General features: G+C 31.9%; 13 protein-coding genes. 8 read left to right on the plus strand and 5 right to left on the minus strand.

Going from position 1 to position 14203, the window contains the following annotated elements; translation table 11 throughout:
- Nucleotides 1–163: 163 nt before the first annotated feature.
- Both ACMOUI_RS09425 and malX read right to left on the minus strand, forming a co-directional pair.
- Nucleotides 164–1318, minus strand: a complete 1155-nt coding sequence (locus ACMOUI_RS09425) for a MalY/PatB family protein (RefSeq protein WP_418965446.1) — start codon at nt 1316–1318, stop codon at nt 164–166.
- Nucleotides 1319–1372: 54 nt separating this feature from the next.
- Complete coding sequence (malX, locus tag ACMOUI_RS09430) at nt 1373–2911, minus strand: maltose/glucose-specific PTS transporter subunit IIBC (protein WP_418965447.1); 1539 nt, start codon at nt 2909–2911, stop codon at nt 1373–1375.
- Between the two features lie 226 nt (nt 2912–3137).
- Here malX and ACMOUI_RS09435 point away from each other — a divergent pair, with 226 nt between their 5' ends.
- From ACMOUI_RS09435 to ACMOUI_RS09465, 7 genes are all read left to right on the plus strand, one after another.
- Nucleotides 3138–4568 (plus strand): amino acid permease, encoded by a 1431-nt coding sequence (locus ACMOUI_RS09435; protein ID WP_418965448.1) that lies wholly within the window; start codon nt 3138–3140, stop codon nt 4566–4568.
- A gap of 178 nt (nt 4569–4746) precedes the next feature.
- The gene (locus tag ACMOUI_RS09440; RefSeq protein WP_418965449.1) at nt 4747–6021 is read left to right on the plus strand and encodes a histidine-type phosphatase; all 1275 of its coding nucleotides are present in this window, start codon (nt 4747–4749) and stop codon (nt 6019–6021) included.
- A gap of 19 nt (nt 6022–6040) precedes the next feature.
- On the plus strand, nt 6041–6961 hold the full coding sequence (locus ACMOUI_RS09445; RefSeq protein ID WP_418965450.1) for a PhnD/SsuA/transferrin family substrate-binding protein: 921 nt from the start codon (nt 6041–6043) through the stop codon (nt 6959–6961).
- A gap of 14 nt (nt 6962–6975) precedes the next feature.
- Nucleotides 6976–7725 carry a phosphonate ABC transporter ATP-binding protein gene (gene phnC / locus ACMOUI_RS09450; RefSeq protein ID WP_418965451.1) on the plus strand — a complete coding sequence of 250 codons (750 nt, stop codon included), beginning with the start codon at nt 6976–6978 and terminating at the stop codon, nt 7723–7725.
- A complete protein-coding gene (gene phnE, locus ACMOUI_RS09455; RefSeq protein ID WP_418965452.1) occupies nt 7700–8476 on the plus strand; it encodes a phosphonate ABC transporter, permease protein PhnE in 777 nt (258 codons plus the stop codon). Before phnC ends, phnE begins: the two co-directional genes overlap by 26 nt.
- Nucleotides 8477–9280 (plus strand): PhnE/PtxC family ABC transporter permease, encoded by an 804-nt coding sequence (locus ACMOUI_RS09460; protein ID WP_418965453.1) that lies wholly within the window; start codon nt 8477–8479, stop codon nt 9278–9280. It begins immediately after the preceding gene.
- A 2-nt stretch (nt 9281–9282) separates the two neighbouring features.
- Nucleotides 9283–10119: an MBL fold metallo-hydrolase gene (locus ACMOUI_RS09465; protein WP_418965454.1), complete on the plus strand. Its 837-nt coding sequence runs from the start codon at nt 9283–9285 to the stop codon at nt 10117–10119.
- Nucleotides 10120–10159: 40 nt separating this feature from the next.
- Here the strand turns inward: ACMOUI_RS09465 and ACMOUI_RS09470 are convergent, their stop codons facing one another.
- Both ACMOUI_RS09470 and ACMOUI_RS09475 read right to left on the minus strand, forming a co-directional pair.
- Nucleotides 10160–10582 carry a hypothetical protein gene (locus tag ACMOUI_RS09470; protein ID WP_418965455.1) on the minus strand — a complete coding sequence of 141 codons (423 nt, stop codon included), beginning with the start codon at nt 10580–10582 and terminating at the stop codon, nt 10160–10162.
- A gap of 88 nt (nt 10583–10670) precedes the next feature.
- Nucleotides 10671–11189 carry an NlpC/P60 family protein gene (locus ACMOUI_RS09475; RefSeq protein WP_418965456.1) on the minus strand — a complete coding sequence of 173 codons (519 nt, stop codon included), beginning with the start codon at nt 11187–11189 and terminating at the stop codon, nt 10671–10673.
- A gap of 153 nt (nt 11190–11342) precedes the next feature.
- On the opposite strand from ACMOUI_RS09475, the gene ACMOUI_RS09480 reads away from it, so the two are divergent.
- The gene (locus ACMOUI_RS09480; protein ID WP_418965457.1) at nt 11343–12692 is read left to right on the plus strand and encodes an MATE family efflux transporter; all 1350 of its coding nucleotides are present in this window, start codon (nt 11343–11345) and stop codon (nt 12690–12692) included.
- 21 nt (nt 12693–12713) lie between these two features.
- On the opposite strand, the gene ACMOUI_RS09485 is transcribed toward ACMOUI_RS09480, so the two are convergent.
- The gene (locus ACMOUI_RS09485) at nt 12714–14027 is read right to left on the minus strand and encodes a sodium-dependent transporter (RefSeq protein WP_418965458.1); all 1314 of its coding nucleotides are present in this window, start codon (nt 14025–14027) and stop codon (nt 12714–12716) included.
- Nucleotides 14028–14203: the final 176 nt, after the last annotated feature.

Below are 14203 nucleotides of genomic sequence, written 5' to 3' on the forward strand. Positions count from 1 at the left end.
TAGATAAAAATTTAGATTATCCATTATATATCTCAGATTTCTTTCACTTGTTTCAATTTGAAAAAGAATCTCATCCACTGTTTTTCCGCTATCTATTAACTTTAAAACTTCTAACTCTTTTCTTTTTAAACTCATTTCATCACCTAAGAATATTATAACTTTCTTATTTCACTTTTTCAACAGCTCTTTTTATTCCTTCAACTGCTATCTTAACTTTAGATAGTGGGCAGCCAACATTTAAACGAATTCTATCTCTGTCTCCATATGCCTCTCCAGACATGATAGCCACTTTACCATCCTCTACCAATGCTTTTTTAAACTTTTCCATATCTATATTACAACCTTTTAAATCTATCCACATAAGATATGTTCCCTCTGGAATAAAGACTCTTATTCCTTGAAATCCATTTAACTCTTTTTCCACATATTCACAATTTTTTGTTAAATACTTATTTAATGAATCTACCCAGTATCCACATCTATTATATGCTACCATTGTCGATAATACCCCGAAAATTGTTGGGGATGACAATGAATCTATCTCTTTTAAATGAGTTATAAATCTATCTCTTATATCATTTTGTGGAATTATAGCATAAGATCCACCTAGAGCTGGAGTATTGAAAGTTTTAGATGCTGAACTTACAATCAAACATCTCTTTGTATCTATTTTCAGCACTGGAGTTACCTCTCTTCTAGCTATATCCATATGAATATCATCTGAAATCAAAATCACCTCATATTTTTCACACAGATCTATAAGTTTTTTTAATTCCTCATACTTCCATACCTTTCCAGTTGGGTTTTCAGGGTTACACAATAAGAATACTTTTACCCCTGCCCTAAATCCTGACTCTATCTCAGAGAAATTTGTATGGAACTCCCCTTTTTCATTCTCCTTTAACTCCACTTCAAAAAGTTCATATGGCTTTAAGATTTTTGTAAACCCATCATATCTTGGTGTGTGGGTCATAACCTTTCCACCTTTACCAAGTAGCTCCTCCAATAACATAGAGATACTGTATATTACATTTGGTGAGTATACAATCCAATCACTTTTTATATCTGTGGCATATCTCGTTTTGTACCAACTCTTTATAGCCCCTTTATAATCCTCGTGATTCCAACGAGAGTATCCAAAAATTCCATGTGCTGTTCTTTCAAGTATTGCATCTAAAATCTCTTGAGGACATTTGAAATCTGTATCAGAGATAGAAAATGGCGTTAAATCCTTCGTTCCAGGTCCAAATCTATCCTCTATGTAATCCCACTGTGTACAGTAAGTCTTTTTTCTGTCTATAATATCATCAAAATTCATATATCCTCCTCAACTTCCTAAATAAAAGGAGGGATTAATCCCTCCTCCCCAACTTTACATTAACTTTTGTAACTGCTTTTTTAATACCTGTACCTTTGGTCCTATTATTACCTGTACATTCGTATCATTTAATTTTACTACATTTACTGCACCTGCTGATTTCACAGCTTCTACATCTATTTTACTTGCATCTTTAACCACAAGTCTAAGTCTTGTTATACAGTTATCCAAACTTACAATATTCTCTTTTCCACCTAGTGCTTCCAGCATAACCTTTGCAGTGTATCCAGCGATATCACCGCTATCTACCGCTTCTTGTGCTTGAGTAGAATTATCTCTTCCAGGTGTTGGAATATCATATTTTACAATATACCACTTAAATACGAAGTAGTAAATTAAAAACCAGATAATCCCCACTGGGATAACATAGAACCACTTTGTCCAGAACCCTTGGAACACTCCAAAAACTAAGAAATCTATTATATTTCCATCAGTATTTCCTATAACTACTTTTAAAAGTCCCATCACCATAAATCCAAGTCCAGTCATTATCGCATGGAATACGTATAACACTGGTGCAATAAATAGAAATATGAATTCAATTGGTTCAGTTATTCCACCAACTGCTGATGCTACAACTGCCGATATCAAAAGTCCTTTGATTTTTTTTCTATTCTCTAAGTATGCTGATTTATATATAGCTAATGCTGCTCCTGCAAGTCCAAACATAAATGTTGGCATTTTACCTTGAGATAAGAACTTTGTTGCCTCTGGAGATACAAACTCTGCTCCCTGGGCAAATTGATTATAAAATATATTTAAAGCTCCATGAATTGTTTCTCCAGCTTGAGTTACATATGTTCCTCCTGCCTCAGTAAATCTTATTGTTGCAACTAAGATATGATGAAGTCCAAATGGAAGTAAAAGTCTCTCTCCAGCTCCAAATAAAAATGGTCCAAATGGTCCCGCTCCATGTATAGCTGCTCCAACCTTATTTATTCCAATTGCAAAGAAAGGCCACACCATTGGAACTGTAAGTCCTACAACTGACATTATTAAAACTGTTGCTATAGCTACAAATCTAGTTCCTCCAAAGAAAGAAAAAGCATCTGGTAACTCAACATTTTGAAATTTCTCATGAATAAAGAAAACTATAACTCCACAGATTAAAGCTCCTAGAGCTCCTGTATCGATACTTTGAATTCCCATTACCATCTTTGTATCTACAACTTTTATAAGCCCTGTTTCATTTAGATAAAAGTTTGTTCCAAGTTGCATTGCGATATAACCCATAAGTCCTGCAAATGCTGCAATTTCCTTGTTTTCTCTAGCCATTCCAAGCGGAATTGCTACAGCAAACATAAGTGGTAAAAATGAAAAGGCAACCAAACTTATTTTTATCATAAAGTTAAATATACCCTGTAAGAAGCTATTTCCTAAAAATGGAAACATCTCTATTGTTGTTCCACCTGTAAAGGCAGCCCCTATTCCAAGCAAAATTCCCATCGCTGCTAGCAAAGCTACTGGCAACATAAATGTTTTTCCTAAACTTTGGAAAAACTCCCATGCACTTATCCTATTTTTGGTAGTCATTGACACTCTCCCCTTAAAACTTTTTTATATACCAAATTGTACATTTAAAAATACTTTTGTTCAATTCATAATCTTTTTCATAATTTTTGGAAAGAAACTAATAGTTTTAGTTGTGAAAATTAGTTTTCATTATACCATATTAGAAAAAAATATTTGATTTATTGTATATTTTAATGTACAATTGTACATATTTAAGTGAAACATTTAACAAAAAGGAGTACTATTAATGGAATCAAAAAAATTAAACTGGCGTATGCTAGCCATGATGGGATTCACAATTGTTTGGGGATTTGGTAATGTTGTTAATAACTATGCAAACCAAGGTCTAACGGTTGTTGTTTCTTGGGTATTAATTCTTTCTCTTTACTTTTTACCATATGCACTTATGGTTGGAGAGATGGGATCTGTGTTTGACCATAAAGCTGGAGGAGTTTCAAGTTGGGTGGGATCAACTTATGGTCCTATGATAGCATATCTTGCTGGTTGGACATATTGGGTTGTTCATATACCTTATTTAGCACAAAAACCTCAAAGTGCACTCGTTGCTTTAAGTTGGGTTTTCTTTCAAAATGGAGATATGATAAAAACTTTTAATCCACTACTTTTACAAAGTATTGTTTTAGGAATATTTTTACTTTTCCTTTGGTTATCATCTAAAGGGATGAACTCTTTAAAAAGAATAGGAGCTCTTGCTGGAACATCTATGTTCTTCATGGGTATTTTATATATCTTACTAACGGTTGCTGCACCGTCACTTATGAGCATTAATCCTGCCACAACTGATTGGTCTTTAGCAACATTTATGCCTAAATTTGACTTTACATATTTCACAACTATATCTATGTTAGTTTTTGCAGTTGGTGGATGTGAGAAAATCTCTCCATATGTTAAAGATGTTGAGAATCCTCATAAAAACTTCCCTAAAGGGATGTTAGCACTTGCTGCTATGGTTGGTATGTCAGCTTTACTTGGATCTTTTGCTATGGGAATCATGTTCAATAGTGGAAACATTCCCGCTGACTTAAAAATGAATGGTCAATACTATGCATTTAAACTTTTAGGTGAGTATTATGGCGTTGGAAATGCACTTATGATTTTATACGCTGTTGCAAATACTCTATCTCAGATATCTGCACTTATGTTCTCTATTGACGCTCCACTTAAAATATTAATTGGAGAAGGGGATAGAAACTTTATACCAGCTGCATTTACAAAGACAAATGAAAATGGAGCACCTATAAATGGTTATAAATTAACAGCTGTTCTTGTTGGTATTCTAATTATAATTCCAGCTCTTGGTATTGGAGATATGAACAACCTTTATAACTGGCTACTTGATTTAAACTCAATAGTTATGCCTCTTAGATACCTTTGGGTATTCCTAGCATATATAGGACTTAGAGGATTAATAAAAAATAAGGAGTTAAGTGATAGTTCTGGATTTAAGTTTGTTAAAAATGATAAAATTGCAACTGCTATTGGAATTTGGTGTTTTGCATTTACATCATTTGCATGTCTAATGGGAATCTTCCCTAAAAATATTGAAACATTTAGTTCTGAGTGGTTCTTCCAAATTACTCTTAACATTTTAACACCAGTTGTTTTAGTTGGATTAGGACTTATCTTCCCTAAAATAGCTAGAAAAACAAATAAATAATTATATTAATAATGATTATATTAAAACACAGTAGTCTCTCAAAAGGCCGCTGTGTTTTTAATTTTTTTGTATATAAAATAACACTTCTTTTACTTTATTTTAATTTTCATTTAACATAATTGGTCTATAATGTAATAACAAATATTCATATAACTTTTATGGGGAGGACTATTTTAAAGTGAATACCACTAAATTTCTAGCAATTTTTACAACTTTAACAACTTCAATTTTATCAGCAGATTTTAACTATTTGGGAACTAAGCAGCCATATAATGTTAAGGAGATATCTAACACAACTGCTCCCAATGGATACAAACCATTTTTTATCAACCATTTGGGAAGACACGGTTCAAGACATCTATCTTCACCTAAGTATGATGTATCATTATATGAGTTACTCTCAATTGCAGAAAAAGATAACTCTATAACTCCTGAGGGATTAAAGTTAAAGGAGTCTATTGCACAACTTATGGAGATTGAAAAAGGAAACTATGGTCTTTTGACAGATGTTGGAGTTAAAGAGCAAAAAGAGATAGCAAAAAGATTTTATGAAAATAATCAAGAGATTTTTGGAAAAGAGATTATAGCTACATCAACTTATGTAGAAAGAGCTCAACAAAGTAGAGATGCTTTCTTAGAGGAGTTAGGACAATATACACCAAACATCAATTTTAAAGTTTCAACCAATGATAAAAAAGATATACTTTTAAGATTCTTTGATCTTTCTCCAGAGTATGAGGAGTTCTCTGAAAATGGTTCTTGGAAAAAGGAGCTAGATAGTTACTCTAAAAACAAAAATTTTAATACAGAGGTTTTAAGTCAACTTTTTTCTAAAAACTTTATTGAAAGATTGGAAAAAGGGGAGTTCAAATTAAAGGATAGTAAAGGAAAAGTTATTTTAAAAAATCCAACAAATGCTGTAAGAAATCTCTACGATCTATATATTATTCAAGCTAGTATCGGTAAGGATTTGGGATTTGGAAAATATTTTACAGAGGATCAGCTAAAATGGTATGAAGAGGTGGATAATTTAAATGATTTCTATGAAAAGGGACCAGGAAAAACTGGAGAAGATATAGCTACTAACATTGCTTTTCCTCTTCTAGAAAACTTTATAGTTACCAGTGACGACGCAATAAAAAATCAAAATATCTCGGCTAATTTAAGATTTGCCCATGCTGAAACTACAATTCCATTTATAACTTTATTAGATATCAACGGTTATTCAGTTAAAGAGAATAGTTTGGAAAAAGTTTATGATAAATGGTTAGGAAGAGATATCTCTGGTATGTCTACTAATATCCAGTGGGTATTTTATAAAAATGATAAAAATGATATTTTAGTTAAAATTCTGCACAATGAAAAGGATGCTGAATTACCTCTAGCAACTTCTATGAAACCATTTTATAAGTGGTCCGATGTCAGAGATTTCTATATTAAAAAATTAAAATAAAATTTGGGAGGATATAGCTTTGAAAAATTTAAGTAGATTGTTTACTTTAGGGTTACTGGGAACTGGACTTTTTATTACAGGATGTGGAAAAGAGGAAACAAAAGAGAAAAAACTTATCATAGCCTTTGGAATTGATGAGGATTTAGAATCTAAAGTTGTAGCTAAAGATAAATTTCTAAAAGATTTAGAGAGTGCTGTTGGAATGAAAGTAGAGTGGTTTGAACCCTCATCTGACATGGCTTTAACAGAGTCTTTAAAAGCTAAAAAAAATAGAACTGATGTGGCTTATACAGGTGCTATGCCATATTTTATGGCAGCTACCAAAACTAAAATCGAACCTTTGGTTTCCTTTGCTAAAGATGGGAAAATGGAAAATTGGGGTAAATTTTCATACTTCCTAACAAGACCAGATACAAATATAGATGGCTTTACTGAAAAAGATCTAATAAATCCAAATAGTCCATATACTTTTGCCTATACAAAGCAATCTTCAGGTTCAACTTATCTATGGCCTGTAAATGATTTAATTACAAAGGGGATTATAAAAGACTCCAACGATTTCACAATTAAGTTTAAACCCTATGAAACAGGTTCTACAACAAACACTGTTAGAGCTATTTTAGATAAAGATGCAGATATTGGAGTTATCTCATCTAACTCATATGTAAAAAATAGAAAGTTTTTTACTGAGGACAATCATAAAATTATATATAAAAGCTCTGTTATTCCAGATAATCTTTGGTTAGTACAAGAGAATATGCCTCAAGATTTAAAGGAAAAATTACAAAACTTTTTCTTAAACTACAACGATAAATTTTTTATGGAAAACTTTTATGGTAAGAAAAATGGTGAACAACATATTAAAGTTACAAAAGATGATTTTAAAATAATTGGGCAAGTCATGAAAAATCTTAATTTAACAGAAGTTAAAGAGGATTAATTTTAGGGGGGATAATGAATAGCATTATAACTATTAAAAATGGAGTTAAAAGTTATAACAATAGCTTTTTAGCTCTTAACAATATCAACATATCCATAAAAAAAGGGGAGTTTGTAGCTATTATAGGCTCCTCAGGAGCTGGGAAGTCAACTCTTTTAAGATCTATTAATGCCATGAATCCACTTAGTAGCGGAAGTGTTGTATTTAATGGGGAAGATATTTGTAAAATATCTGGTGCTAAATTGAGAAAAGTTAGAAGAGAGATTGGAATGATTTTTCAACACTATAACCTTATTGAACGACTGTCTGTAATTCAAAATGTTCTTCATGGAAGATTGGGTTATATGTCTGACTTTAAAGGATTTTTTGAACTCTATTCAGAAAACGATAAAATAAAAGCTCTAAATATATTGAAAAGATTGGGGCTTGAAGAGCATTGCTATAAAAAAGCCTCTGAACTGAGCGGAGGACAAAAGCAAAGAGTGGGTATCTCTAGAGCTCTTGCCCAAAATCCAAAGTTGATTTTAGCTGATGAGCCCATAGCTAGTTTAGATCCAAAATCTTCTGAAATCGTTATGGAAACATTAAAAAATATCTGTCTTGAAGACAATATAACTTGTATTGTCAATCTTCACCAAGTTGAATTTGCAAAAGATTATGCCACTAGAATTATCGGTATGAAAAATGGAGTTATTGTCTTTGATGACACTCCTAAAAATTTAACGGAGGAGATAATCAGTGAAATATACGGTAAAAATGTTTAATAAAAATGATTTTTTTTCTCTAGGAGTTATCTCTATAATCTATCTTTTTATAGCTTATAGATTGGAGTTTTCCTTTCTCTCCTTTTTAATGGAACTTCCATCGGCAGTTTCATTTATATCAGAGGAGATGATGCCTATAAATTGGAGAAGTTACAATAATTATATGACACCTCTACTCGATACATTCTGTGTGGCAATAGTTTCTTTAATTTTCTCCTCCCTTATCTCCTTTTTCTTAGGATTCTTGTGCTCAGAAAAAACTATGCACTTTAAACCTATCAGGAATCTGGTTAAAAGTTTGGCTACAGTTTTAAGAAACATTCCAAATATAATCTGGGCTCTTATGTTTGTTCCAGCTTTTGGAGTTGGAATCACAACTGGAATAATAGCTTTAACTGTTGGTAATATTGGAGATATGACTCGTTTCTACTATGAAACTATTGATGAGGTCGATTTAGAACTACTCAGTTCTTTAAAAGCCACTGGGATGTCCCATCTTCAGGTTATACGTTTTGGAGCTATCCCTCAAGCTATCCCAGGTTTTATCTCATGGACTATATACTCTTTAGAAAGTAATATTCGTTCCTCTGCTGTTATTGGCTTAGTTGGAGCTGGGGGAATAGGTATGTATATAAGCAATAATTTGAGTTTAATGAAATATAATACTGCAGCTATGGGAATTCTTCTAATTGTAATTTGTGCCATTGTAACTGAAATTATCTCAAACATTTTAAGAAAGAGGATTATTTAGATGAAAAAAAATTACTTTGGAAAAATTAAAATAAAAGATCATAAAAATGATAGATTTTTAAATAAAATTATATTGGGTATCTCAGTTCTATTTATTCTATCCTTTCTTAAACTAAATCTAGATTTTGGAAGGGTTATTAGGGGATTAAATAAATTGGGAAATATTCTGTTGGAATTTGGTAAACCGGATACCTCCGTTTTTAGATTTGTTTTAATTGCGGTTTGGGAATCCTTTGAAATAGCTTTTATGGCCACTTTAGTTGGAATGATTTTCTCTATTCCTCTAGCTTTTTTAACAGCTTCTAACACAGCTCCTTGGAAACCTCTATCACTAGCTATAAAATCTTATATCTCCTTTATTAGAGCAGTTCCTTCTCTAATATGGGCAGTTATCTTTGTTTCCTCTGTTGGACTTGGTTCTTTTTCTGGAATTCTTGGACTCTCAGTTCATACAGTGGCATATCTGACTAAGGCATACTTTCAATCTATCGAAGATTTGGGAGAGGAAAGTATCCTAGCTATAAGAGCTACAGGGGCATCTTGGATAAATATTATGAAAGCTGCAATACTTCCAAATATAAAAAGAGTTATTACTGGTTGGACTGCACTGAGATTTGAATCTAATATGGCACAATCCTCTATTATTGGAGTTGTTGGTGCTGGGGGAATAGGTTATATTATCTCTAAATTTATAAAATCCTATGATTTTAATGCTGCTGGAACTGCTTTAATTGTTCTTATGATTATCTCAGTTTCTGTGGAGCGTCTAGGCTCATTACTAAAAACTTATACAGAGAGGAGTTAAAAATGAAAACAATTTTTTTAGGTACAGGATCTGCAAATGGGCTTCCTGATGTATTTTGCTCATGTGACTATTGCGAATCTTTAAGAGAACTTAAAGGTAAAAATATTCGTAAAAGGTCAACTTTTTTATTGGGGGATAAAATATTGTTAGACTTTTCACCAGATATTAGAACTCAGATTTTAGAAAATAATGTAGATTTTAGTAAAATCAAAGGGATTCTTTTATCTCATACCCATAATGATCACCTTGATATACAGGAGCTTATAAAAATTAAAAATCCTATGAATATCTATATAAACAGTGTTTCTGAAGAGTGGTTAAAAGAACAGATTAAAATTGCAATAAAACCTAAACATCAAAAAAATCTCCAAGAGAAAATTGGACATCTCAATATCATACCTATAAAATATCATAGTGCATTCACTGTTGAAGAGTTTGAGATTATACCTATTGAAGCTAAGCACACTGGTCTTAATATCGGAGAGTGTGGCACAAACTTTATAATAAAAAAAGATAACTTTATAAGGCTACATGCCTCTGATACTGGAGTATACTCCCTAAAAACCTTTGAATTTTTAAAGAATTTTAAGTTTGATGATATAGTGATTGAGTGTACTTTCTTAGACTTTCAAAAGGATAATGCAGACCATCTTGATATTTCAACACTGAATAAGGTTCTAACTACTCTTAGAGTTCTTCAGTGTATTGACTCTGAAACACCTATAACTGTTACCCATTTTGGTCATGATCCTAAAAAAACTCATGAAGAGATTGAACTTCTTATGAAATCTTTAAATTTCAATATCTCTGTAGCATATGATGGTTTATGCATCAGATAAAATAAAAAGGGAAAATATTTTAATTTTCCCTTTTTTTATCTTATAAATCTACTTTAACTGTTTCTTTAACACCAGCTTCAGATGCTGCAATTGCCTCTTTTGAAAGCTTTTTAAACTGCACTAACGATTGTGTCGCTCCAGCAACATTATCTATCTTTTCTGGATTTTGTGTTTCAACTAACTCTTCAGAGAAAATCTCTTTAAGTTCCGGAACATCTATTTTACTAATCTCTTTATATTTTTTATTGTACTCCACATCTTCGCTTTTTAATTTTCCATCTTTATTTATATAATCAAAGTTTGCAGATTCAATCTTTCCATCTTTTACTGTAAGATCCAAAAATACTTTCCAACCTCTTTTATCAAAGTCTTTCGCTTCGCTTTTAAATACCCCATCATTCATTTTAGCAAATCCAATTGACGTTATGCATAGAGCTCCAATTAAAATCAACATTTTTTTCATAGTATCTCCCCCAAATTTTTATTTAATAATGTTACTTCAATTATCTTATATACTCTATTTTTTATCACTTGTCAAATTTTTACCTTTACTATATAACCCTTCTTGTTTGCCAAAATCTCTTAGCCCAATAGCTATCATACTCAGATATTGTAACTCCTGTACTCCTTCCTGCATGAACAAACTTATTATTTCCTATATATACACCAACGTGTTTTATTCTACTATTCATTTTGAAGAAAATTAGATCTCCAACTTTCCAATTCTCTCTATTTCCAACAACTTGCTCACCAATTTTAACTTGAGTAAGTGTTGTTCTAGGAAGCTCCACATCAAACTGCTCCTTATATAGATGTTGCATAAGGGCTGAGCAGTCCACTCCCTTTTTTGTTGTGCCTCCATAACGATATCTAGTCCCACGCCAATTTGAATAGAACTCTGTTATTTTAGTGCTTTTTATGTACTCTTTTTTCTGGCTTAAAATCTCTTCGTCCACTTCAATTTTTTCTACGACCTTTGGTTTAGTAAAACTTAATGCATGAACCTCTGATGTTATAAAACTAAAGGCAAGTATGAAAAAGGTAGATATTTTTATAAATCTCTTTCCCATAATCATCTCCTGTCTCTTCTCTTATGTTTGTTATTTTTGTAACTTGTAGTTATTATACCTAACTTTTATCATTTTTGCAAATTTTTGACTTTTATGTATCCTATATGATAGAATCTAGGAACTTTATATGTACTAAGGGGGGCGTGAATTTTTATGATGAGGAGTGCATTTTTAAATCGGTCAAAGGAGATTATAAAACTTGCTATTCCTGCTGTTGGTGAGATGATTCTTTATATGCTAATCTGGGTTTTTGATACTTTGATGGTGGGAAAGTATGGAGGACAACTCTCTGTTTCAGCGGTTGGATTTAGTTCTGAAATTATGTATACCTTTATTAATATCCTAATTGGTATGGGTCTTTCCATATCTATAACCTCTATTGTTGCTCGGTGTCTCGGAGCTAAAGAGCATAAAAAAGCTGAAGATATGGCTGACTTAGGTGTTAAAATAGGTAACGGTATTGCTATTATTGTTTTTTTGATATTTTTTATTTTTGCTCAAAACATTCTTAGTATAGCTGGAGCTAAGGGAGATGTTTTAAATTTAGGGTATAAGTATATGAGAATCTGTTCTTTGGGGCTTTTCTTTAATATGATTACTAACCTTTTAAATGGAGTCTTCCGTGGTTGTAAAAATACCAAAACTCCACTTTATGGGGCTGCTATATTAAATATTGTAAACCTTACTTTAGATTATGTTTTAATTTTTGGAAAATTTGGCTTTCCTGAACTTGGAGTTGAAGGAGCTGCCATTGCCACTACAACTGGAAATATATGTGCCTTTTTATTTATTTTAAGTCAACTTAAAAAACTGCCATTTAAAATATCATTAAAAGGTAAAATAAATTTCAATTATTTAAAGGAGCTGGTTAATCTAGCTATTCCATCTGGTTTACAAGAGGGAGCTTTCAGTATAGTGAGACTTTTAAGTGTTATGATGGTAATGAAACTTGGAAGTTTAGCCTTCTCAGCTAATCAAATATCTGTTACTATTGAAAGTATCTCATTTATGCCTGGATGGGGCTTTGCTATATCTGCTGTTTCCCTAGTTGGTCATAGTATTGGAGAAAAAGATTTTAAAAGTGCCAGAGAGTATGCCAATACCTCTTTATTTTTAGCCTGTATTGTCATGGGATTTTTCTCTTTAATCTTTCTGTTTTTTTCAGAAAATTTAGTGAGACTTTTTATAAAAAGTGATGAGATTGATGTTATAGCTCTTGGAGCTACCTGTCTTATGATTGGATCTATACAACAGATTCCGACGGCCATAGATATGGTACTTTCTGGTGCATTAAAAGGTATGGGTGACACAAAGACCCCATTTAGAATAGTTTTATTCTGTAACTGGTGTATCAGATTACCATTGATGTATTATTTTATCTATTTAAAAAGAATGCCCGTTACATATTATTGGTGGATTACATCATTACAATGGACTATTGAAGCAGCCATATTCATTAAAATCTATAGAAATAAATTTTATAAAAAAACCCCAAGAGTTTAAATCTCTTAGGGTTTTTTATTTTTATCCTATGCCTCCGTATAGCACACCTAGTATTAAGATTATCAATACACCAGGCACAAATATATATTTTCCTATTTTTACTATATACTTTCCAACTTTATGTTTTGCTCCTAAATCAATCTCATACTCTATAGATTTTGAATCTATACCATAGAAATAAAATCCTAAGATTATAATAGCTCCAAGAGGAATTAGATATATTGTCATAGTATCTGCAAACATACCAAATAGATTCATATCTAAATCAAGAGGTATCCCCACTAAAAATAGAACTCCACCAACTATAATACTAGATTTTACTCTAGATATATTGAATTTTTCCATAACTGCTTCCACTGGAACTTCTAATTGATTTATAGCTGATGATATAGCTGCAAATATAACACTTAAGAAGAATATTATTCCTAAAATCTTACCTCCAGCCATATTGCTAAATACAGAGGGCAGTGTTATAAAAAGTAAACTTGGTCCAGCTCCTGGTCCATATCCAAAAGCAAAAGCTGCTGGTATAATTATAAATCCTGCCATCAGAGCCGCTAAAGTATCTAAAATACATGTTTGTACAACACTTGTAGAGATGTTTACATCTTTATCTAAATAACTCCCATAAACTAGAAGTGCCGATCCACTTACTCCCACTGTAAAAAATGCCTGTCCTAAAGCCATAACCCATGTTACTGGATTCAGTAGTTTATCCCAGTCTGGATTTAATAAAAACTTTACTCCCTCCATAGCTCCTGGAAGACTTAAAGATTTTATCATAAGTCCAAAGAATATTAGAAACATAAGTGGCATTACAATCTTATTTATCTTTTCAATTCCCTTTATAACTCCTAAAGATATTACACCAACACTTAAGATAACAGCAACAAAATGCCAAAGTATAGATTCACTATTCCCTGTAAAACTCATAAAATACTCTTCATAATTTAATGCATTCATATCCACCATTAAATATGTCACAAAATACTTTATTATCCATCCAAAAACTATTACATAAAATGTAAAAATCCCTGCCACTGAAACAATTGGAACAATTGGCAAAATTTTAGCAAAAGGAACACCTTTCTTCTCCATAATTTTCCCCACACCTAGAACACCTTTTTTCATCATTCTTCCAAATGATATCTCTCCAACTAAACCTATATAGGCAAATAGTGCCATAAATATAAAATAAGGAATCAAAAATGCTGCTCCACCATAAGTTCCCAATTTCCAAGAGAAAAGCCAAATATTTCCAAGTCCTATGGCTGCTCCTACACATGATAAAATAAATCCGATTTTGTTACTAAACTTTTCTCTTTTGTCGTTCACGATAACACCTCCTAAATTTTGTAAAAAAAAATCCACAGAATATATCTGTGGAATAAATGTTTTCTCAATTTAATCTATCAGATACAATCTTTTTTAGTTTTTTGACCAAGCTAAAATAAGTTTGTATCCTGCACTCTCAGGTTACAAACTAACTATGGCCACCACCAAAATAAAAC

This window comes from Cetobacterium sp. (assembly GCF_048470075.1).
Lineage (GTDB): Bacteria > Fusobacteriota > Fusobacteriia > Fusobacteriales > Fusobacteriaceae > Cetobacterium_A.

Coding starts and splice junctions, on each gene's coding strand:
- ACMOUI_RS09460 (WP_418965453.1), top strand. CDS start 8,477: ATGAAAAAAAATTACTTTGGAAAAATTAAAATAAAAGATCATAAAAAT.
- ACMOUI_RS09465 (WP_418965454.1), top strand. CDS start 9,283: ATGAAAACAATTTTTTTAGGTACAGGATCTGCAAATGGGCTTCCTGAT.
- ACMOUI_RS09470 (WP_418965455.1), bottom strand. CDS start 10,582: ATGAAAAAAATGTTGATTTTAATTGGAGCTCTATGCATAACGTCAATT.
- ACMOUI_RS09475 (WP_418965456.1), bottom strand. CDS start 11,189: ATGGGAAAGAGATTTATAAAAATATCTACCTTTTTCATACTTGCCTTT.
- ACMOUI_RS09435 (WP_418965448.1), top strand. CDS start 3,138: ATGGAATCAAAAAAATTAAACTGGCGTATGCTAGCCATGATGGGATTC.
- ACMOUI_RS09480 (WP_418965457.1), top strand. CDS start 11,343: ATGATGAGGAGTGCATTTTTAAATCGGTCAAAGGAGATTATAAAACTT.
- malX (WP_418965447.1), bottom strand. CDS start 2,911: ATGACTACCAAAAATAGGATAAGTGCATGGGAGTTTTTCCAAAGTTTA.
- ACMOUI_RS09425 (WP_418965446.1), bottom strand. CDS start 1,318: ATGAATTTTGATGATATTATAGACAGAAAAAAGACTTACTGTACACAG.
- phnC (WP_418965451.1), top strand. CDS start 6,976: ATGAATAGCATTATAACTATTAAAAATGGAGTTAAAAGTTATAACAAT.